This is a genomic window from Rhizorhabdus dicambivorans (genome assembly GCF_002355275.1).
In the GTDB taxonomy this organism is placed as follows: domain Bacteria; phylum Pseudomonadota; class Alphaproteobacteria; order Sphingomonadales; family Sphingomonadaceae; genus Rhizorhabdus; species Rhizorhabdus dicambivorans.
This window is the reverse complement of record NZ_CP023449.1, coordinates 1,066,509-1,086,600: the sequence shown is the minus strand read 5'-3', so window position 1 is coordinate 1,086,600 and position 20,092 is coordinate 1,066,509. Positions and strand designations below refer to the sequence as shown.

Below are 20,092 nucleotides of genomic sequence, written 5' to 3'. Positions count from 1 at the left end.
CATTCGCGACACTTTACCGGGTGGTCCGGTAAAGTGTCATCGATGTAAGTCGCTCCCACGCCCCAGGCTTCATCTTCACCACCCCGCTCTCGCCGGGTGCTGGTCACAGGGGCGCTTGCTGCTTGATCGGCGCTTCGGTCAATGGCGCACCATAGCGCCGGCCATGCGGGCGAAGACCTCGTTCAGCCTCTCCGCCAGCGTCTCGTCGATGCTGCACTCGGCGATCGCGCGCGCCATCGCCCGACGCCATTGCGCGGCCGTCTCTTCGTCAATTGCAAGCTTGGCGTGCGCCGACATCATGCATCTGCCGGGATTCTGCTCGAACCAGCTCCGCGGACCGCCGCTCCAGCCGATCAGAAAGCCGGTCAGCGATGCGCGCATGGGTGTCAGATCGTCGGCATGCATGGCGCGCAACCTGACGAACGCGGGATCCTCGTCCATGAGGTCATAGAAGCGATCGACGATGCGTTTGACCGTCTCAGCGCCTCCGAGAAGTTCATAGGGGGTGATGTCAACGGGGCGAGGGTCAGCCACGAGAGTATCCTCAAGCTTGGGCGAGCGATGAACAATCGCGCCGAGATCCGCCGATCATGCGTTGCTCCCCGGAAGCGAGCGCTTGCGAGCTGAGCAGACCGCGTGGCATCCCGCCGGACAGGGCCCATGCTCGTCCTCCGATCGCCGGGTGCGCTTCAACGGGATCGGGAAGACGCCCGCCGAACCGCACAGAGCGCCCTTCAGCATGATCGGCCCAGCCGCCATTGGCGGATGGCCGAACAGCGCCAATGCGACGAGCGCTGGTAAGGCGCCGATGGGGATCAGCCTAGACCGCATGGCTGAAATGACCTTTGCTGAAGGCGCGATAGTGATCGAAGCAGCTTGCCACGGCACGGGCGTAGGGAAGGCCTGCCGGCAGCAGCCGGACAAAGGTGGGTCCGCAACGGACCAGGCCCTTTTCGACGAACGGTTCGAGATCATGGCGGACGCGGGATAGCCGATCCTCGCTCATCCGCGCCTCTCCCTGGCAGAGAAGCTGCTCGATGATCTTGCCGCGCCAGTGGTCTTCTTCGTGGCGTTCGACCCCGCGACGTCCGGCGAGTTGATGTGCGGCCACCAGCATCCGATACCGGCCCGCCATCTTCTCATTCTGTATGATCGCACCGGGAAACTGGCTGATCGCGCTGGCGCCGAGACCGATGAGGACTCCGGCCGGATCATCGGTAAAGCCCTGGAAATTGCGGTGAAGACGCCCCTGCGCCCCGGCGATGGCCAGCGGATCCGACGGCCGGGCGAAATGGTCGAACCCGATCGCCCGATAGCCGGCGGCTGTCAGTATCTTGAACCCGTGAGCAGCCTGCTCGAACCGCTTGTGCCCGTCGGGCAACGCTTGGCCATCTATACGCTGCTGCCGGGCGATCAGCGAGGGCAGATGGGCATAGCCGAATAGCGCGATACGTTCGGGCGCGAGCCGGATGGCCTCGGCGAGGGTCGTGCCGAGGTCCGCGAGATGTTGATGCGGAAGGCCGTACATCAGATCGAAATTGAGCGACTCCACACCCGCATCCCGCAACCGTCCCACGGCCTGCTCGATCATCGCCAGCGGCTGGATGCGCCCAATCGCCTGCTGGATATGGGGTGTGAACGTCTGGACACCGAGGCTCGCGCGCGTGACCCGCGTGTCGCGCAGGACATCGTACCAGGCCTCATCGAGCGAGCGCGGATCAAGCTCGATCGATATTTCCGCCCCCGCCGCGTCAAGCTCGGTGACAATCCGATCGAGCAAGCGGACGAAGGCCAGCGGAGCGATCGCATTGGGGCTGCCGCCGCCAAAGGCGATCCTCCCTACCCGCCCGCGCCCGCCCAGATGCCGGGCAACCACATGGATTTCGTCCTCCAGGGCGTCGAGATAAGAGGCGATACGCCCGCTGCGATTAGCCGCCCCTGTGTTACACCCGCAATACCAGCAAATCTCCTGGCAATAGGGAATATGGACGTAGAGCGAGATGTCCGTATGCGATGTGACGGCATCGAGCGCCGCCGACTGGACCGATGAGCCGACCGCTTCGGTGAATTCAGCAGCGGTAGGGTAGCTCGTATAGCGCGGCACCGGCCGTTCGAGCAGATCGGGATAATAAGGCCACATGCCATATTCATGGCGCTGAACCGGGCCGCGATCCTTGACTCAGGTCAACCGCATTCTTGGCGTTCGTCAAATCATCCCCGGCGCGGCCCGAATAGAATCTGGGCTCGAAACGAAGAAAGGGGTGTTGCGATGTACCGGAGGATCATGATCGCCTTGACGGCGACGGCGACAGTGGCCGCACCCGCGGCAGCGGCCCAGGGTGATGTCTTGGTGCGTGTCCGCGGGATCATCGTCGCGCCGAATGAGCGTTCGAGCGGAATCGCGCCGGCTTTCTCCGGCGAAAAGGTCAAGGTCAGCAACAGCATCATGCCCGAGGTCGACTTCACCTATATGCTGACCCCCAACATCGCCACCGAACTGATCCTCGCCACCACCAAGCACAAGGCGAGCGGCCGTACCGGGACGACCGGCACGATCGGCAAGCTCGCCTCGACATGGGTCCTGCCGCCGACCCTGACACTGCAATATCATTTCGCACCCGACGCGAAGGTGCGCCCTTACGTTGGCGCCGGTCTCAACTATACGATCTTCTACTCGGAGAAGGCCTCGAGGAATCTGGTCACCGCGGCGGGGAAAACCAATGTCCGCATGAAATCGAGTTTCGGCTACGCCCTGCAGGCCGGCGTTGATGTGCCGCTGACCGAGCGCACGTTCATGAACTTCGACGTCAAATATATCGACATCGACACGACCACCCGGCTCGCCACCACCGCGATTGGCACCCAAAGAGTGAGAGTCCACCTGGACCCGTTCGTGGTCGGTGTGGGCTTTGGTATGCGTTTCTGAGAACCCGGCCCCTCCTCCACCTAGTGGGGAAGGCGCTGCCTTCCCCGCTTCTCCCTCAGAATTATTGCTGAAGGCAGCTACCGGGGACAGGGCCGACTGTCGACAATTGGTCATCCGCCCCCGCGGTGAGCTGCCGTTGATGCAGCGCCTGCTCGCGGCAACTTCGTGCCCTCATTTCGGTCATTCAGTGCGCTGGCAGCCGATCCCGAAAGCGGTCATTCATCCAGCTAGGCCGGTGCGAAGCCGCGACCGACTGACTTGCGGGACATTCTTGACTGGAGAATCCGGCTCGTGCGGACGGAAGGCGGTCACCCTGCTGTGCGGACCTTAGTAACCGCTTGTTGCTTTTGAATGTCCACGAAATCCGTTTCGGAGGGCCACCCTTGGCAGCCGATTCGGCTAGGCTACGTCATATTCGATATGACTCAATGTGCCGTCAAAGAGTTGCTTTGCCGCGATAATCTTCTGCCGAAGCGCCAAGCGCTCCGCCGACGAAAGCATCCTGTCGCGCTCTTCCGGTGAGGCGAACTCGACGATGACCTGGCAGTGGATGGCCGGGGGGCTGTCTTCGTGGCTTTGCGGCCAAAGTGCATGGACCGCCTGGACCCCAGGAAATCGGCGCATCGCCGGGATGATATCGTTCATCGCTGCCCGAAAAGCCCCTTCCTTGCCTCGGAGGGGCGCGCCTACCCAAAAAGCTGACCGGATCAGCACGACGCGACCTGTCCTGCCGGCGGGCTGTAAGGCGTCATCCGCGCCGCAATCCGCTGTCGCCACGAAGGATAAGGTTCATAACCGTCCTGCGACTTCGACAGCGCTTCGGTCAGCGCATAAATGTCGTCATCGCTCTGTGAGAAATCGAGCGGAACCAGGAAGGGCTGGGGAAAGTACCATTCGGTATCGACGAAGAACTCGAGATTGTTACCCTCGGGATCGTGCGTGTAGATGCTCCAGGCGATGCCGTGATTGGCAGGGAAGAAGTTGGACGTGCCGAACTCCTGAAGTTTTGCGCCCATGTCGCGGAGATCCGCCAGGGAACCCATCTGGAATGAAATCTGGTTGATGCTGGGCCCGAATTGGGGGTTTGCGGTGTTGCCGGGCAACTCGTCTGGCCGGCCGCTGGCAAGGACGATCTGGTGATGATCGGCGGGATCGCGTGACAGGAACACCAGCGCCATGCCGCCGGCCTCGCCGCGGTCGGTCACCGTGAAACCGAGGACTGCCGTGTAGAACTCTTCCATCCGGGCAACATCTTTGACGCTCAGACCCATATGGCTGAACTTCAGATTGGGTACTTTCCCGGCACTGTCCGCCACCGCCATAGCCCTTCTCCCATCAAGTTCCGTTGACCGGTGCCATCGCCGACTCAGACGGGCACCATTTGCCGCCACCATAAGCAACGGGATCGGCCAGTCAATAATGTATTATGCATTCACGATTCTATCCGCCGGCAAGTATCTTCTCGCAGATCCGGTCGGCCACCATTGTGATCGGAATATTGGTGTTCGCGCGCGGGACAGTGGGCAGCGTTCCGCCGTCGATTACCCGCAACCCGCCCACGCCGATAACGCTTCCGGCGCCATCGGTGACCGCAAGCGGGTCGGATTCCACACCCATCCTGCATGTGCCGACGAAATGGCAGAGCGGCATAGCCTTCCGGTAGACCCACTCGCGCAGGGCGTCCGGATCGGGCAGCATGTCGCCCACATCGCTCCCAGCCATCCTGGCGGCGATCGTCCGGATCGGCGGCACGGCGTCCATCATCGCGGCGGTCGCTGCGGCGACGGCGGCATTGCGGCGATTTGGGACAGCAAGGTGGCGCACGAGCTTGCCGGACGGGGATGCGATGATCTCGTGGCGCAATGGCGCGATCTCTGGGTGCTTCCACAGGCGATATGCCTCGCGCACGCCGAGGGTCAGCCGCTCGAGATCGCGCTGGTCCGAAAGCAAGCCGAGCGAGTAATCGGCGGCAAGCTCGCCATCGCGGCGGATGAGACCGACATGGCCGGTGGAGTAGGCCTTGTAGACCGATACCCCGATGGTTCCGATGTGGCGGCCGACGGCATGCCAGGACGACTTGTTGATGAAGAGCATCAGCATGTCGCCCCGATCGCAGCCCTTGACCGCCGAGGAGTAGCGTAGGCCGTTCATGTTCCAGGGCCGAAGATCGGCCGGCTGTCGGGCGTCGCCGTCGAGCATTGCGGAGATGTACAGGGCTGGATGGTTCTGAAGATTGGCGCCCACCCCGCGCCGGTCGGCAATCGCGGTGATGCCGACATCGGCAAGCGCGGCTGCATCCCCGATCCCCGCCTTCTGCAGCAATATGGGCGACCGTAGCGCACCGCTCGCCAGGATGATCTCGTTACCGCTGACGAGCGTTTCGCCGTGATTCGTGCGGATCCACAGCCCGATGGTCTTGCGGCCGTCGAACTCCAGCCGTGTCACTTCGCTGTCCGGTCGGATCGTCAGATTGGGGCGTGCGCGGACGTCGGGAGTCAAAAAGGCGCTGGCGGCGTAGACCCGGGCATCTGCCGTCGACGACATCGGCATCAAGCCGATGCCGTCCCGAAAATCTCCGTTCACGTCGTCTATTTGCGGATATTGGGGCAAGGCACGCGCCAGCGCGCGGCACAAGGGCGGCCACGACGTCGGCGCATGGCGCCGAATGGTGATCTCCCCGCTCTGTCCGTGCATCGCATCGTTGAAGTCGAGATCGTTCTCTATGCGCCGGAAGTTGGGAAGCACGTCGTTCCAGGACCAGTCGTCCAAACCGAAGCGCGCCCATTCGTCATAGTCTTCGGGAAGTCCGCGCAGCGCGAGCATGCCCATGATCGCGCTGCAGCCGCCCATGACCCGGGCCTGGTCGAGTGGCCATATATCGTCCCGGTCGAGACGGGCTCGACCGAGCATCGCCGGCCATTTGAATGCCGAAACGCCGACCGACCGCGGATAGATGTCGCGGATCGTGTCGGGCTCTTTTCCAGGCGTGAAATCCGATCCGGCCTCAAGCAGGAGGACCTTGTTGGCCGACCTGCTGGAGAGCCGGTTGGCGACCACGCAGCCCGCGGCGCCGGCACCTGCGACGATGTAATCGAAATGCATCCGGGAAACTTTCGGGGATGTAAGAAGCCTGGTGCGCCCGGGCGTCTACTCGTTCATCCATTTCTCGATCTTGGCATAAAATGCCTTCACGCCGTCGGGCTGGTCGATCCCGACCTCCGTCTGCGACATGGTCAGCCCCTTTTTCGTCAGCGCCCAACTGAGCGCCGCATAAGAGGGGCGATATTTGGCAAGTTCAGATGCGGGGATGTCCAGAACCTCGCCCGGAGCGTTGGGCGTCAGTTCGGAATGTTCGTAGATCGCCTGCATCGACAGGATGCGCCATTCGCCGCTCCGTTTTTCGAGGCGGTAATTGATCCGGATATTGGCGTTGATATTGATCGTCTGGCCCCGATATTGGAACTGCGACCAGTTCCGCGATCCGACTTCCACATGGGCCCTGTTACCGCGGATATCGGCGATGGGGGCGAATAGCCGGTGCTTGCCGGTGACGCCGCCTGACGAGAGTTTTCGTGATTCATTCACGAAGCCGGGTCCATTGCCATGGTACCAGCTGACATCGACAACCGAATCAGGCCAATAGGTCGCCATCATTCGGTCCCACCAGCCATTATCCCTTGCCTGACGTTCGCGCAGAACGATCTGGGTCACGGCGGAAACATCGTCCTGATCGCGGAGAAAGGCGGTGTTTACGGCTGGCTCGCCGGAGCCCGGCAATTGGGGCTGGGCATGCGAGATCGCCGCCAGGTTCGCTGCCACGGCGCCCAGCGCGATCAGGCGGAGCACCTTTCCGGGTGCAGGAATATAGGCCTTCATGTCATCCTCCATTTCGTCATCCTGTAGGGTGTATCGATGCGCGGCGGTTCAGTGGCCAGCCTCGGCGACTATTCGGCGGGTCGCGGAAAGTCCTGTCGCGAAGCACGCAGTCGCGCCGAGGCAGAAGGTGATCGAGCAGATCGCTATGGCGATGCCGATCCTGCCTTCATCGCCCAGCACGTGATCGGTGACGAGCCCTACGGCCGCCGGTCCAATCGCCGTGCCCAGCAACGTCGCGACGACTACATAGATGCCGCTCACGCGCCCGCGGAAGCGCGGGGGGGTGGCGATCTGCAATATCGTGGGTCCGGCGACGACGGTGCCGCCGTTCAACAGGCTGGCCAGGGCGAAGCCAATGCACGCCGCAGCGGCGGTGGGCCATAGATAGGCGAAGGCAAGCGCCGGCACCGACAGACAACTCATGCACATCTGCCAGCGCAGATAGGCATCTCTCTGCCCTGCGGCAAAAAGCCGCGCGCAGATCCAGCTATGACCGACGATGGCAACGGAGGTCGAGGCAAGCAATATGGCGCCGAAGGTCATGCCGATCTCGCTCGGCGACCAGCCATAGGTCCGCGACATGAAGGCCGCATTCCACAACATCGTCGCGACTAGCGCCGCCTGCTGCAGCCCGACGCCGACATTATGCGTGATATAGAAGCGGCGATGCGCGCGGAAAAATGCCGCGAACTCGCCTTTCGAGGCCTGGCTGGGGCCGTCGTTTCCCGCCCGTGGCGCGCGGCTTCGCGGAGCGATGAAGATGAGCGCCGCCAATGCTATGCCCGGCAATCCGATCAGCAGAAACACCAACCGCCAAGGGGCCAGATCGCCCAGCATCCAGACGTCGATCGATGGATTTCGGGACAGCACCGCGAGGAGCGCGCCGCCGATGAACTGACCGAGGGCATTGCCGGCATTTCCGCCCAGATAGAAGAGCATCATCGCCAGTGCGAGCTGTTGGCGAGAAACCAGACCTGCGATCATGGGATATCCGGCCGGACCGATCACCGCCTCACCGGCGCCGACGAGGCAACGCGCGACGAAGAGATCCACGAAATTACGGACGAGAGCACAGGCCGCGGTCGCGAGACTCCAGATCGTCACCCCGCCGAACAGGATCCAGCGGTGGTCGAACCGGTCGGAAGCCCATCCGAACGGAACCGCGAAGATCAGGTAGAAAAGCGCCACTGCGGCACCTTGGGCCAGCCCAAACGCACTGTCGCTCAATTGGAGATCCGACTTTATCGGTCCGATCATCATCGACAGGATGACGCGATCAACGATCCCGATCGCGAAGATTAGCGACAGCAATCCTACGACGAACCAACGCCTCAAGGGCCCCGTCGGGTTTTCAGGAGCCGTGGCGTCCGATGCGATCATATCGGGCCTATACGCCGTCCCGGAGTTCACGCTCACCATCGCCTCTCCCACCCAATTGTTCTTGTCCCTCTATTGCGATTCGCCTGCAGGTGCCTGTCCGATGCCACCGCCACCTAGTCCCGAACAAAATTAACCTGCTGAGCGTGAAAATTGCCGGAAATTCGTCTCTTGAAACACTTCATAATGTATAATGTAGGTATTGAACATATTAATTTTTACTGCTAATTCGCTCCATGTCGATGGCAATAATGTCGCGGCAACGGCCGCAGCGAGCGCCAAAAATGCCTGCGGCTCAAAATGGGAGGGGATGATGAAACTCGCGTGGAATGGCAGCGGCTCGGTGGTTGCGATCATGATGGCGCTCGGCTGGCCCGCAGCGACCAATGCGCAAGCAATCGAAGCGGACGCACAGCTCGAAGAAATCGTCGTTACCGCGCAGAAGCGCGCAGAAAGCATCCAGGACGTGCCGCTTTCGATCGTTGCCGCGTCCGGCAAGGCGCTCGAGATGTCGGGTGTGCGAAGTGCAGGCCAGTTGGCGAAGCTCGCGCCGTCGCTCAAAATCGATCAATCCGCCGGGGCATCCGATCTTCGTATCAGAATCAGGGGCTTTGGCTCACCCGGCGCCACCGCAACGGATCCCGCCGTGGCAGCCTATATGAACGGCTCCTATCTCGCCCGGCCTGGCATCCTTTTCACGTCTTTTCTCGATATTGCCAGCGTCGAGGTACTGAGCGGTCCGCAGGGCACGCTTTTCGGCCGCAACGCCTCGATGGGCGCGATTTCGGTGACGACCAATGCGCCGTCGACGGGCGCCACCACAGCAGAGGTCAAAGCGGAAGCGGGAAGTTATGGCACCTTCTCCGGAACGGTCATCGCGAATATCCCCGCCGGCGAGAATGTGGCCCTGCGCTTTGCGGGTAATGCGACGCATACCGACGGCATTTTCCACAACCGGCAGGATGGCAAAACCTATGGCAAGAATAACGCCTATATCGGCCGCCTTTCGCTGAAATGGGAGGCTGCGCCCAACCTCAGCGTCACGCTGACCGGGGACGCCGCGAAGTCGGACGGTGATGGCGTGTACACTTTCACGGGGGCGCCCAATGCCACGCCCGGACAGGTCGCCGCCTTCACATCGTTACTCGCCGCGTTCGGGCGAACTCCGCCGGTCCTTACAACGTCGCCGTCCCGAAATGTAAATCAGGTGATGGGCAACCCGTTCCTGCGTGATCGCAATTGGGGGGCTGCAGCGAATATCGATTGGCAGGTATCGCCGATTGTCAACGCGCGGCTCATCAGTAGCTACCGCGATTGGGACAACAAGCAGCGGGTGATGGACTCTATCGGCACCACACTGCGTCTGCTCAACGTCTATCTCGAGAACCGCAGCCAGTCGCAGAGCCACGAACTGCAACTGGTATCCGACAAGGGCGCCTTCCTCGACGGCAAGCTGAGCCTGACGGCCGGCGCCTATTATGGGCGCGAAAAATATCATTATGGTGTGGCGTTCAACCTCGGCGCCGACTGGTGCCCGATCCTGTTTTCGGCGGTAGCCGCGGCATGTTCCGCCGGACCGCAGGAGCGGGCGGGCTTTCTCGATTTCGATCAGACCTCGCGTAGCCTCGCATTCTACACCCAGGCCAACTATCGCATTCTTCCGGCGCTCGAACTGGCGCTGGGCGCACGCTATACCTGGGACAGGAAGTCGGCGTCACTGCTTACCACGGTGCCCAATGCGATCGGGGTCGCGCCACTCGCCCGGCCGGAAAGCCATCCCAATCTGCGGTTCAAGGATGACCGTCCGTCCTTCCGAGCATCGCTGTCCTGGGATGTCACCGATCAGGTAATGGTTTTCGGCACCTTTTCCACGGGCTACAAGTCCGGCGGCTTCAATTCCGGCATCACCAATGCCCCATTGACGCCCGCCCTGCGCACCTTCGCGTCGGAAACCGTTAAGGACTGGCAGCTCGGCGTCAAATCGAAATTCCTCGATGGGCGGGCGCGATTCAATGCCACGCTGTTCCGGACCACGCTCGACAATTTCCAGGACAGGTCGTTCAACGGAACGGCGTTCATCATCCGCAATTCCGGCGACGTCCGCTCGCAGGGCGTCGATCTGGACGGCGAGGTCGTCGGCCCCGCCGGCCTGCATCTGAGCTTCGGTGCGACCTATCTCGATGCCAAATATGTCGACAACAGCAATGCTCCGGGGCGCGAGGGTTGCACCGGCACCCCGACCTGCCCGCTGGTGCAGGACCTTTCGGGCGCTCCCGTGCCCTATGCCTCCGATTGGCAGGGCTATGTCGGGGTCGGCTGGACCAGCCCCGCCTTTGGCGACGGCCACAAGGTAACGGTAAGAGCGACCCAGAACTTCACGTCGAGCTTCCTGAGCTCGAACACCAACAATCCCTCATCGAAACTGGCGGGTTATTCGACAACCGACGTCCTGCTGAGCGTCGCGGCGGACCAGGATCGGTGGCGGCTGGACCTGTTCGGCACGAACATATTCGACAAACGCTATTTCGTCAGCACGACGGCCCAGATTCTCGGCGCGCTCTTCGGCGTCAATGATCCGGCCACCGGCGCCACCCTCTACCGCGGCTTCACCGGTGATCCGGCGCGGTACGGCGTGCGCATCGCGCTGAAATACTGACCGGCAACAGCCTATCGCGAAAGCGGGCAAGCCATAGAATAAGATGGGGAGTGATAAGATGAAGAAATTGAACTCGCGGACGATATGGTGCCTCACCGCGTCGCTGCTCGCCATGCCTGGGTACGCCTTTGGCCAGTCGCCATCGGCTCAGACGCAGCAGGGCGACCGGGCGCCCGTTGACCCCGGCGATACCGATGCGACCGGCGTGCAGGACATCGTCGTGACGGCAACGCGTCGTTTGGAAAGCCAGCAGCTAGTACCTTCGGTGGTCACCGCCTTTTCGGCCGAAAGCCTTGTGGCGCAGGGCGTGACCACAGTCAGCGAACTCTCGCGGATCGTGCCGGGCCTGCAGGTCCAGCGCGCCGGCGCCGCGAACAACCTGTATCTGCGGGGCGTGGGCACCAATACGGCCGGGTTCAATGCGGAGTCACCCGTCGCGGTCTATCTCGATGGCCTCTACCTTCCCAATGCCGGCTCCAGTCCATTCTCGTTCAACAACATCGAACGGATCGAGGTTCTCAAGGGGCCGCAGGGGACGCTGTACGGACGCAACTCTACTGGCGGCCTTGTCAACGTCATAACCCGCAATCCGGGCCGTGAGTTCAAACTCGACGCTTCGGTCGGCTATGCCAATTACGATACGTTCAACGCCAATCTCTACGCATCCGCGCCGCTCGGCGACGATCTGGCAGCGAACATCGCCGTCACCCACACCAACCAGGCCGACGGTTGGGGCCGGAATACAGTTGATGGGAGCGACCTGTTCACGAACAAGGAAACGGGTCTCCAGGGCAAGCTGCGGTGGACGCCAGGGGATAAAACAACGATCCAGCTGCAAGGCGCCTATGTCGATGTGAAGACCGATCAGGGCAATGTGAACTCTGTCTATCCGGGCTCGATCGGTCTCGATGGCAATGGGTTCCTCGGCGAATATGTCGCAGGCGACCGCCGCACCCCGTTCGTCGACTCGAAATTCCGGGCCGCTTCGCTGAAGATAGAGCATGATCTCGGCCCGGTCTCTCTGATGAGCCTGACCGGCTATATCGATGCGCAGGCGCTCTCGCTGCTAAACCGGTTCGGCATTCCGGGCGCCTTTGTGGGGCAGGGCACCGTCTGGTCGGATATCTATGGGCGTAGCAAAACCTTCAGCCAGGAACTCCAGCTGACCTCCAATCCCGATGACGACTCGCCCTTCAGCTGGATCGCCGGGCTCTATTATTTCCATGACAATACGACGACGCGATTCGACACGCTTACGCCATGTGCCGGTAACACCGCGGCGAGCTGCATCCGCCTGCCCGGCAATGCCGCACCGAGCCGGACCGCAGCACGCGCCACCACGCGCTCCTACGCGGCCTATGGGGAGGGTACCTATAAGCTCACGCCATCGACCCGTGTGACCCTGGGAGCGCGCTACACGCGCGACGACAAGGGCCTGAGCGGGCTCATCTCCTATCTTCAGGGTCGTCCCAACAGCATCACCGTCGGTCCACCCGGACTGCCACAGCCGGTCTCGCCCGGGTTGCCGACGGCGACGCTGCCCGCGATCCCGACCTCGAAGACCTATTCGAAACCGACCTTCAAGGTGGTGCTGGCACAGGATCTGGAAGAGGATGTCCATGCCTATGCATCGTACAATACGGGCTTCCGGGCCGGGACCTACAATGTCACATCGTTCAGCAATCCGCCCATCCCACCCGAGACGCTCGACGCGTTCGAACTCGGCATCAAGTCGGATTTGTTCGGGCGCGTTCTTCGCCTCAACGCCGCAGTTTTCTACATGGATTACAAGAAGATCCAGCTGCGCACCTCGGCGCCCCCGGCTCCCGTAGGGTCGGTGATCATCTACAGCGCAAGCTCAGCGAAGATCAAAGGCGTGGATCTCGATTTCGAACTCGTGCCGGCCCGTGGCCTGTCGATCACTGGCAGCATGGAATATCTGGACACGCGTTATGGAACCTTGCTGTCGCAATGCTCGGTCCCCCCCGGCGCAGGCCCTAATGGAGGCGGCAACAGGACGATCGTGCCATGCAACAATAGTGGCCACCGCATGCCTTATGCTCCGAGATTCTCCTACACGCTGGGTTTCAACTATACCTTCGAGACACAAGTCGGATCGTTCAATTTCGGCGTCAGCGATGCCTATAAGAGCAAGATGTTCTGGGATCCCGCTAACCGCTTATCGCAGAAGGCGTTCCACCTCGTAAACGCATCGACCACCTGGACCTCCTCGAACGAGAAGTTCGATGTTCAGCTGTTCGTGCGCAATCTGACCGGCAAATATTATCTGGTCGCGGGCTCCGAAACGAGCGCCGACCTGCATGTGCCCGGCGCGCCGAGGACCTATGGCATCAAGCTGGGGGTTCATTTCTGATGGCTTTGTCAGGCCAGCCCGCCGAGGCGTCGCGACGCTGGCCACTGCGGCGACCGATGCGCGTGCTCGTTGCCGCGGCTGGCCTGACTCTGGCCTTTCCCGGCGCACAGGCATACGGCGAAGGCGGAGCTGGCCTGCACCGCAGCATGCTCAAGGTGGTCCCCCTGGGCGACGGCGCCCATGTCGTGACCGGCGGGATAACGAACACCGGATTCGTCGTCGGCAAGGATGGGGTGGTGGTGATCGACGCCCAGATGCTCGACGCCGATGCCGTGGCTATGCAGCGCGAAATCCGGGCACGGACCGACCTTCCGCTGCGCGCCATCATCCTGACGCATAGCGATCCGGATCATATCAACGGCCTGCCGGCCTGGCCGCGCGGCATCATGGTGATCGCACAGGAAAATACGCTATCGGAAATGACCGACACCGTCGCTGGCAAGCAATTTTACGCCCGCCCCCAGCCGCCCGTCCCCGCCGATCTCAAATCCTATCTGCCGACCGAACTGGTCCGGCACTCCCGGACGCTGACGGTGGGGGGAATCAGCGTTGTGTTGACCCACCTTGCCGCCGGCCATACCGACGGGGATCTCGTCGCATGGTTTCCGGCGCAACGCGTAGCGTTCGTCGGCGACCTGTTGACCGGAGGCGATCCGAATCTGCCGGATCGCGGTCCCTATCCGGTCATCAACCTGGAGAAATTCGGTTCGTCGGCAGGCTGGCTGAAGGTCATGAAAGCCGCCCTGGCGCTCAATGCCCGGGTCTATGTCGGTGGCCATGGCAGCGCGCAGGTCGATCGCGACCAGCTGAAGGCGATGATCCTGGCGACCGAGCGGCGCCGGGACGAGGTCGAGAAGCTTTTCAAAGCGGGCAAGCAGCTTTCGGAGATCAGGGCGATCCTGAAAGACCCTCCGCCCTCCCCGCCGCTCTTCTTCCCGACCTTCGTCGAAATCGTATATGCCGAGTTGCTGCGCGCGTAGATGATCCGCGCGGCAAGGCTGGTTCTTCCGGGATCGCGCTCGTCTTCGGGCCTGCCGGGATCGGGCAGAATCGTCTTGCTCTCACATGCTTTATACACGATTGAGCGGCAGGGCCGCAGCTGACTGCGGCAGAGGGACAGAGTGGAACATGGCAGGACCACGCGTAGCGGGCAAACCCACAAGCCGTGATCAGGTCAGACGCGGGCCCAAGGTGAAGCTGCAGCTAAAATCCGCGGGCCGGGTGGTGAAGCAGCAGAAGCAGTTGCTGCATGAACGCGCGGCCGACACGATGCGGAATATGATCATAGAGGGAGAAATCCTCCCCGGATCGCGCATGCCGGAAATCGAGCTGTGCACGCTTCTCGGCATCTCGCGGACGCCATTGCGCGAAGCGCTGAAGGTGTTGGCCTCAGAAGGCCTGCTGATATTGACGCCGCAGCGCGGGGCGATGGTCACGGACCTCAACGTCGATCAGCTTGATGCAACCGTTGAGGCGGTGGCATATCTGGAAGCCTCGGCAGCGCGCATTGCATGCCGCAAGGCCGAAGACCGCGAATTGAAGGAGATCGCATCCTACCACAGCCAGATGGTGGATGCAGTCGAAAGCGGCAACATCAAACGGTATTTCCGGGCCAATCAGGACTTCCATGTCGCGATTGCGAATGCCTCCCACAATCCCCTGTTGATCGAGATGCATACGCGCGCCAACGCGCATCTGATGCGTCATCGCTATCAGACGATCGACAAGATCCCGGACAGCCTGCGCGACGAATTCATCCAGCAACATGGTGATATCGCCGTCGCGCTGCTCGCTCGTGACGCCGACGCCGCCGATCGCGCGGTGCTCCGCCATCTTGACCTGGTCGGTCAAGCCGCCAGCAGCTCAACGAGCTAAACAACAGCCACTCTGCCGCCGCAACAAGTGCTGCCCGCTCTGCGGGGCGCTTTGCCGCGCTTGTCGGCGCCCGGACGGTATCGAGCTCGCTTTATCGCGGATCGCACGAGCAAAAACCGAGTTGATCGGCCACATATATTGAATTATGAATACATTATTTCAGACACGATAAGCGTTATATTGTCAGGAGCGGGGCAAAATGGAACTTGGCTTGAAAGGGCGCACGGCGCTGATCACGGGCGCCAGCCAGGGGATAGGCTACGCTATTGCATCCGGCCTAGCCAAAGAGGGCGTTAATGTAGCGCTGCTTGCCCGCAACAGGGAGAAGCTGGAAGCAGCCGCTGCGAAACTGACCGATGAGCATGGTATCGCGGTCGAATGCGTTTCTGCAGACATCAGCTGTGCAGAAAGCGTTCAAAGCGCGGTGGAGACACTACGCGCAACCGCGACCTTCAAATCCCTGAATATCATCGTCCATAATGCGGGCGTACCCGCGACATCCCCGGAAAGCCAGCTTCATTGGGACGATCCGGCGTGGCGCGAGGTGATCGAGGTCAAGGCTCTGGGAGGACTGCGCCTCGTACGGGCCGTGCTGACGATGATCCCGACGGACGGTAGTGGGCGCGTGATCAACGTCACTGGTGCGACAGGGGCCGCGGTCCTGAAGCCGGGCCTGCTGCATGGGGCGGCGAACGCCGCGCTGATCCAGGCGACCGGATATCTGGCGGCCGAGTTGGCGGCGCAATCGATCAATGTGAACGCGATCATACCGGGGCTAGTGGGTACGGAAAACCGCAGAAAATGGCTGCAGGGAATAGCGCAGACCGTCGCGAAGCCCGCCGAGGATGTTTTGACCGGCCTCAGCAAGGAGCTTGGCATAGTGACGGGGCGCTGGGCGGAAATGAGCGAGATTGCCGACCTCGTGACCTTTCTGGCGTCCGATCGCGCGAGCTATATCAACGGGGCCAAAATCCCGATCGACGGCGGCCTTACGCTCAACATGCGAGGCCGCTGAGCCGCTTTGCTGCTTTTGTAGCCCCTAAGATAACGGGATCGGAATCATGGCCAAATTCACTGTCGCGACGCTGGTGGCGAGCACCCGCACGGGTTCGATAAACCGGCGCCTTGCCAAGGCGATCGAACGACTGTCGCCGGCGGATCTCCGCTTCGTCGACGTACCGATGTACGATATGCCGCACTATCATGGGGATCTCGAAAAGGATCGCCCGAAATCGGTCGTCGATTTCACGCGCGCGATTGCGGACTCGGATGCGGTATCGATCGTTACGCCCGAGTTCAATCGCTCGATCCCCGGCGTCCTGAAAAATGCGATCGACTGGGGTTCAAAGCCCTTTGCGGAGAATATCTGGCGGGACAAGGTGGTCGGGATGACGGGCGCCAGTCCGGGCGCCATCGGCACTGCGATCGGGCAGCAGCATCTGCGCCAGGTCCTGTCGATCCTGGGGGCGTTCGTATTGCCGGGCGAAGTCTATATCGGCTTCAAGTCGCCCGACATGATCGACACGGATGGCAATGTGGCGGATCCGACGGTCGAAGATTTCCTGCGCGCCTATGCGCTGCGCTTTCATGCCTTCATCGAACGGATGCGGCGATAGCGCTTTCGACCCCCATGGATTCGGAAAGCAAAAATGGCGGGGATATTTGCCCGCCATTTTATTTGGATAGCTACGCGGCCGGATGCGGCTATTTGATCAGCCTGAAAAAGCCATATGCAGGGTCGGCCTCGCCAAGCGCGCCCCTCGGGATGACACCCACCAGATCATTGGCACCCGGCGGCGGAGCGGGCGTCTTCACCGACCAGTCCTCGAGGCCGATGCGGTGCGCGATCTTCCACACCCCGTCACGCCGCTCCAGCTTGTCGAGATAGCGCCCGCCGATGACGACCGTCATTCCGCTAGCCTTGATGTCGCAATGCGCGATGGCATAATTCTCTGCCTCGGCATAGTCGCCCTCGACGCGGATATTGCTGGTAGTGATATGGTGCTGGACGCCCGTGAGCGTGGTGATCTGGACCTTGAAGTGGTCTAGAAACTCATCGACGGTCTTGGTCTTGTTGAACCCATATTCGGCCACTGCATCCGGGTGGAACATGCTACGCATGCCCTCGATATTTCCGCGATCGACATAGCGTGACAGGGTGTGCGCCAGTTGCCGTATTTCGCGCTCCGCAATCAGCGTATCGAGCAGTTCATCACGATTCATCGTCTTTCTCCATGGAAACCAGTCAGGATTGAGGGGAGGGTCCGCCCGGCTCGCCGGACGATCTAGTTGGCCAAAGATCTTTCGGCTTCGCGCGACGCCTGTCGCGACGTCTCGCCCGTAATGAGGCGCGCGGCGTCACGCAGTTCGGAGGCGGATTGGTGGGTCCATTCGGCGCACCGCCACAGCACATGGCCGTCGGGACGGACGGCGACCGCACCGCTCGTACCGATACCGAGCAAGTCCCGCGCCTGCGGACCCAGGTTCCGGGCACCCTCGCCGAACCGGACAAGGTGCAGGTCGATACCGGACTCTACGGCAACGCCGTCAACAATCGCTGCCCACCGCGAATCCGCTGTGAAAACCGTAATTCCGGCGGGTTGCACGGCACCGAGCGTGGATTGGGCGAAGCTTCCGTCCGGCGAGTTGAAGGGCAGCCTGGCGCCGGGATGGGCGTCCGGGCGATACTCGCATGGCGCGCTGGAAGGCTCCGGCGATCCATCGGGAATGAAAGCACCCTCGGCATAGGTGAAGCCGAGGTCGATACCGGCCCCTTGCGCGAAATGCTCCGCCTGCTCGTCGATGGCGGACTGGACCGCCGCCCTGCGCGACCGGGCCTCCGGCGTATCCCCGTCGATGCCCAGGACCTCCGCCGGCCATGTGGCGACGGGGCCATCGCCAGCGTCGGCCTTGACGGGGGCAAGCGCCTCGATGCCGAGCGCCGCGTCGATCATCCCCATTTTCATGAGGTTGTGCACGCTCTGGTCGGTGTTGCGCTGCGCGATGGGCCGGCGTTCCCGCTCATAGCTGTCGATCAGGGCGTCGCCGGCCTGTCCTTCAATCACCGCGCAAAGTTTCCAGACGAGGTTATGCGAATCCTGGATGCCGGTGTTCATTCCCAGGCCCCCGGTCGGCGGGAAGCGATGGCAGGCGTCGCCGGCCAGCAGGACGCGCCCGTGCCGATAACGCTGCGCCACCTGCGCGCTCATGTTCCAGCTCGATACCGCCTGGAGCGACACCGGGGCCGAAAGGTCGCCGATGGCTTTCTGGACGATCCGGATCGCCGCCGTGTCGTCGAATACCTCGATCGGCAGGTCCCCGATCGGCACGAGCATCGCCCAGGTGCGGCCGATCTCGTCGAAGCTGATGAAGACGCCGCGGGCTTCGGGGCCGCCGATCCAGTAGAGCAGCCCGCGTCGGTCCTGTCGAAAGCGATCCAGATCGGCTTCGAAGTAAATCGTCATGAAGCGTGCGATGGTCCGCGGACCGTCCATCTCTATGCCTGTCGCCCGGCGCACGATGCTGCCTGCGCCGTCGCATCCGAGAAGCCAGTCGCAGCGCAGGCCGCTGCACGCATCGTCGGCCATGTTCCTGAGCGAAAGTTCGACGGTTTCCGACGCACGCACATCGATGACTTCCTGCCCGAACCGTACCTCGCCGCCCAGTTCGACGAACCGGTCGAACAGGATCTTCTCCAGCCGGGTCTGCGGGATGTTCACCGAATTATAGGCGCTGAGCGGCCCTCGTTCGTCGGTTGCCGCGCCCTGGATCGGGAGGATGCCATATTCACGGCCGGCCATGCTTTCCAGCCAGACGACGAGGCTGCTCATCGCGTTGGTGTCGCCGGCGTCCCAGATGCGATCGGCGACGCCCATTTCGGCGAAGACCTCCATCGTCCGCGTATTGGCCACATGCGCCGCAGGATAGCCCGTAATATCGGGCCTGCGTTCGATCACGATCGGAGAATAGCCGCGCTGGCGAAGCAATATGGCGGCTGAAAGGCCGGTGGGCCCGGCGCCAACGATAGCGATAGTCTGCGGTTGGTTCATTTCGATGCTCGCATTTGGAAAAGAAGAGCGACGACGCGTCAGGCGGCGGCGGGTGTGCGGGGGGACGAAACCCTGTTTTCGATCACGCCGATCCGATCGATCTCGCAGCGGACCACGTCGCCCGGTTTCAGGAATCGTGGCGGATCGAGGGCGATGCCGACACCTTCGGGCGTTCCGGTCGCGATCAAGTCGCCGGGGTCGAGCGTGAAGGCCTGGGAGAGATAGGCGATCTGATCCCACAGATTTGCGATCATGTCGCTGGTGCGGCCCGATTGCCGCAGTTCGCCGTTGACGAAGCATCGGAGACCGAGGTCATGCGGGTTGCCGAGTTCGTCGGCCGTGACGATCCATGGGCCGATCGGTCCATGGGTATCGAATGACTTGCCCATGGTGAATGTCGGGGAATGGAACTGCCAATCGCGCGCGGAAACGTCGTTTGCGACGACATAGCCGAAGACATGGTGCGGCGCGTCCCGCTCGCTGACATGCTTCGCCGCTCGGCCGATCACGGCAGCCAGTTCGACCTCATAATCCAGCTTTTCGGTCACGCCCGGATCGATGTCGTCGAACGGGCCCGAAAGGCAGCTGGTCTGTTTGTTGAACCATGTCTGGTGGGCTATCTGCGCGATGCCCAGTCGCGCAGCCTCGGCCGCATGCTTACCGTAATTCATGCCGATGGCTAGATATTTGCCCGGTCGCTCGATCGGCGCGAGTAGCCGTATGTCGGCAAGCGGCCTGACCGTCGCGCGTTGAACAGCGTCGGCGACACGCGCCAATCCCGCTTCACCCGCGCTGATCAGTTCGAGCATCGTCGAAAAATCGTCGATGGGTGCAACGCCCTTCTCGGTGATCACACCGATCCGACATTCCCCATCTGCGGCGAAGCGCGCCAGTTTCATCCGAACCCCTCCCTTTCGTACCGCACGCCGACCGGCGCCAGATTCGTAACTGCATTATGA

Annotated in this window: 18 protein-coding genes; 7 read left to right on the top strand and 11 right to left on the bottom strand. The window is 62.0% G+C overall.

Translation table 11 applies throughout. From position 1 onward, the window contains the following. Positions 1-138 precede the first annotated feature (138 nt). Together CMV14_RS05220 and hemN are read right to left on the bottom strand one after the other, a co-directional pair. Entirely contained in the window at positions 139-534 is a 396-nt protein-coding gene (locus CMV14_RS05220) for a group II truncated hemoglobin (RefSeq protein WP_066964046.1), read from the bottom strand. A gap of 286 nt (positions 535-820) precedes the next feature. Continuing rightward, entirely contained in the window at positions 821-2,140 is a 1,320-nt protein-coding gene (gene hemN, locus CMV14_RS05215; protein ID WP_066964049.1) for an oxygen-independent coproporphyrinogen III oxidase, read from the bottom strand. A gap of 144 nt (positions 2,141-2,284) precedes the next feature. On the opposite strand from hemN, the gene CMV14_RS05210 reads away from it, so the two are divergent. After that, positions 2,285-2,926 carry an OmpW/AlkL family protein gene (locus CMV14_RS05210; RefSeq protein ID WP_238147193.1) on the top strand — a complete coding sequence of 214 codons (642 nt, stop codon included), beginning with the start codon at positions 2,285-2,287 and terminating at the stop codon, positions 2,924-2,926. Positions 2,927-3,325: 399 nt separating this feature from the next. Here CMV14_RS05210 and CMV14_RS05205 read toward each other — a convergent pair whose 3' ends face one another. From CMV14_RS05205 to CMV14_RS27095, 6 genes are all read right to left on the bottom strand, one after another. Beyond that, positions 3,326-3,571 carry a putative antibiotic biosynthesis monooxygenase gene (locus CMV14_RS05205; RefSeq protein ID WP_066964055.1) on the bottom strand — a complete coding sequence of 82 codons (246 nt, stop codon included), beginning with the start codon at positions 3,569-3,571 and terminating at the stop codon, positions 3,326-3,328. A 62-nt stretch (positions 3,572-3,633) separates the two neighbouring features. After that, the gene (locus CMV14_RS05200; RefSeq protein WP_066964058.1) at positions 3,634-4,248 is read right to left on the bottom strand and encodes a VOC family protein; all 615 of its coding nucleotides are present in this window, start codon (positions 4,246-4,248) and stop codon (positions 3,634-3,636) included. A 118-nt stretch (positions 4,249-4,366) separates the two neighbouring features. Next, positions 4,367-6,028 carry a GMC family oxidoreductase gene (locus tag CMV14_RS05195; RefSeq protein ID WP_066964061.1) on the bottom strand — a complete coding sequence of 554 codons (1,662 nt, stop codon included), beginning with the start codon at positions 6,026-6,028 and terminating at the stop codon, positions 4,367-4,369. 45 nt (positions 6,029-6,073) lie between these two features. Beyond that, the gene (locus CMV14_RS05190; protein ID WP_176489101.1) at positions 6,074-6,802 is read right to left on the bottom strand and encodes a nuclear transport factor 2 family protein; all 729 of its coding nucleotides are present in this window, start codon (positions 6,800-6,802) and stop codon (positions 6,074-6,076) included. Positions 6,803-6,850: 48 nt separating this feature from the next. Next, a complete protein-coding gene (locus tag CMV14_RS05185; protein WP_176489100.1) occupies positions 6,851-8,137 on the bottom strand; it encodes an MFS transporter in 1,287 nt (428 codons plus the stop codon). Positions 8,138-8,311: 174 nt separating this feature from the next. Beyond that, complete coding sequence (locus CMV14_RS27095) at positions 8,312-8,740, bottom strand: hypothetical protein (RefSeq protein WP_238147324.1); 429 nt, start codon at positions 8,738-8,740, stop codon at positions 8,312-8,314. On the opposite strand from CMV14_RS27095, the gene CMV14_RS05180 reads away from it, so the two are divergent. The 6 genes from CMV14_RS05180 (at position 8,688) to CMV14_RS05155 (ending at position 16,700) form a co-directional block, all read left to right on the top strand. Continuing rightward, complete coding sequence (locus CMV14_RS05180; protein WP_238147279.1) at positions 8,688-10,835, top strand: TonB-dependent receptor; 2,148 nt, start codon at positions 8,688-8,690, stop codon at positions 10,833-10,835. The genes CMV14_RS27095 and CMV14_RS05180 overlap by 53 nt on opposite strands. A 58-nt stretch (positions 10,836-10,893) precedes the next feature. Next, complete coding sequence (locus CMV14_RS05175) at positions 10,894-13,209, top strand: TonB-dependent receptor (RefSeq protein ID WP_066964069.1); 2,316 nt, start codon at positions 10,894-10,896, stop codon at positions 13,207-13,209. Positions 13,210-13,265: 56 nt separating this feature from the next. After that, a complete protein-coding gene (locus tag CMV14_RS05170; RefSeq protein WP_176489098.1) occupies positions 13,266-14,189 on the top strand; it encodes an MBL fold metallo-hydrolase in 924 nt (307 codons plus the stop codon). Positions 14,190-14,400: 211 nt separating this feature from the next. Then, on the top strand, positions 14,401-15,084 hold the full coding sequence (locus CMV14_RS05165; protein ID WP_066964074.1) for a GntR family transcriptional regulator: 684 nt from the start codon (positions 14,401-14,403) through the stop codon (positions 15,082-15,084). A gap of 199 nt (positions 15,085-15,283) precedes the next feature. Beyond that, positions 15,284-16,099, top strand: a complete 816-nt coding sequence (locus tag CMV14_RS05160; RefSeq protein ID WP_066964078.1) for an SDR family NAD(P)-dependent oxidoreductase — start codon at positions 15,284-15,286, stop codon at positions 16,097-16,099. A 46-nt stretch (positions 16,100-16,145) separates the two neighbouring features. Beyond that, complete coding sequence (locus CMV14_RS05155; protein WP_066964081.1) at positions 16,146-16,700, top strand: NADPH-dependent FMN reductase; 555 nt, start codon at positions 16,146-16,148, stop codon at positions 16,698-16,700. A gap of 88 nt (positions 16,701-16,788) precedes the next feature. On the opposite strand, the gene CMV14_RS05150 is transcribed toward CMV14_RS05155, so the two are convergent. From CMV14_RS05150 to CMV14_RS05140, 3 genes are all read right to left on the bottom strand, one after another. Continuing rightward, the gene (locus tag CMV14_RS05150) at positions 16,789-17,307 is read right to left on the bottom strand and encodes a nuclear transport factor 2 family protein (protein WP_066964084.1); all 519 of its coding nucleotides are present in this window, start codon (positions 17,305-17,307) and stop codon (positions 16,789-16,791) included. A 62-nt stretch (positions 17,308-17,369) separates the two neighbouring features. Next, positions 17,370-19,133: an FAD-dependent monooxygenase gene (locus tag CMV14_RS05145; protein ID WP_066964087.1), complete on the bottom strand. Its 1,764-nt coding sequence runs from the start codon at positions 19,131-19,133 to the stop codon at positions 17,370-17,372. 38 nt (positions 19,134-19,171) lie between these two features. Further along, entirely contained in the window at positions 19,172-20,032 is an 861-nt protein-coding gene (locus CMV14_RS05140; RefSeq protein WP_066964090.1) for a fumarylacetoacetate hydrolase family protein, read from the bottom strand. Positions 20,033-20,092: the final 60 nt, after the last annotated feature.

Bases quoted from the DNA above. Each gene is read 5' to 3' on its own strand.
- CMV14_RS05200 (WP_066964058.1), bottom strand. From the start codon at position 4,248: ATGGCGGTGGCGGACAGTGCCGGGAAAGTACCCAATCTGAAGTTCAGC.
- CMV14_RS05205 (WP_066964055.1), bottom strand. From the start codon at position 3,571: ATGAACGATATCATCCCGGCGATGCGCCGATTTCCTGGGGTCCAGGCG.
- CMV14_RS05155 (WP_066964081.1), top strand. From the start codon at position 16,146: ATGGCCAAATTCACTGTCGCGACGCTGGTGGCGAGCACCCGCACGGGT.
- CMV14_RS05145 (WP_066964087.1), bottom strand. From the start codon at position 19,133: ATGAACCAACCGCAGACTATCGCTATCGTTGGCGCCGGGCCCACCGGC.
- hemN (WP_066964049.1), bottom strand. From the start codon at position 2,140: ATGTGGCCTTATTATCCCGATCTGCTCGAACGGCCGGTGCCGCGCTAT.
- CMV14_RS05160 (WP_066964078.1), top strand. From the start codon at position 15,284: ATGGAACTTGGCTTGAAAGGGCGCACGGCGCTGATCACGGGCGCCAGC.
- CMV14_RS05210 (WP_238147193.1), top strand. From the start codon at position 2,285: ATGATCGCCTTGACGGCGACGGCGACAGTGGCCGCACCCGCGGCAGCG.
- CMV14_RS05180 (WP_238147279.1), top strand. From the start codon at position 8,688: ATGTCGGGTGTGCGAAGTGCAGGCCAGTTGGCGAAGCTCGCGCCGTCG.
- CMV14_RS05175 (WP_066964069.1), top strand. From the start codon at position 10,894: ATGAAGAAATTGAACTCGCGGACGATATGGTGCCTCACCGCGTCGCTG.
- CMV14_RS05195 (WP_066964061.1), bottom strand. From the start codon at position 6,028: ATGCATTTCGATTACATCGTCGCAGGTGCCGGCGCCGCGGGCTGCGTG.
- CMV14_RS05170 (WP_176489098.1), top strand. From the start codon at position 13,266: ATGCGCGTGCTCGTTGCCGCGGCTGGCCTGACTCTGGCCTTTCCCGGC.
- CMV14_RS05140 (WP_066964090.1), bottom strand. From the start codon at position 20,032: ATGAAACTGGCGCGCTTCGCCGCAGATGGGGAATGTCGGATCGGTGTG.
- CMV14_RS05150 (WP_066964084.1), bottom strand. From the start codon at position 17,307: ATGAATCGTGATGAACTGCTCGATACGCTGATTGCGGAGCGCGAAATA.
- CMV14_RS05190 (WP_176489101.1), bottom strand. From the start codon at position 6,802: ATGAAGGCCTATATTCCTGCACCCGGAAAGGTGCTCCGCCTGATCGCG.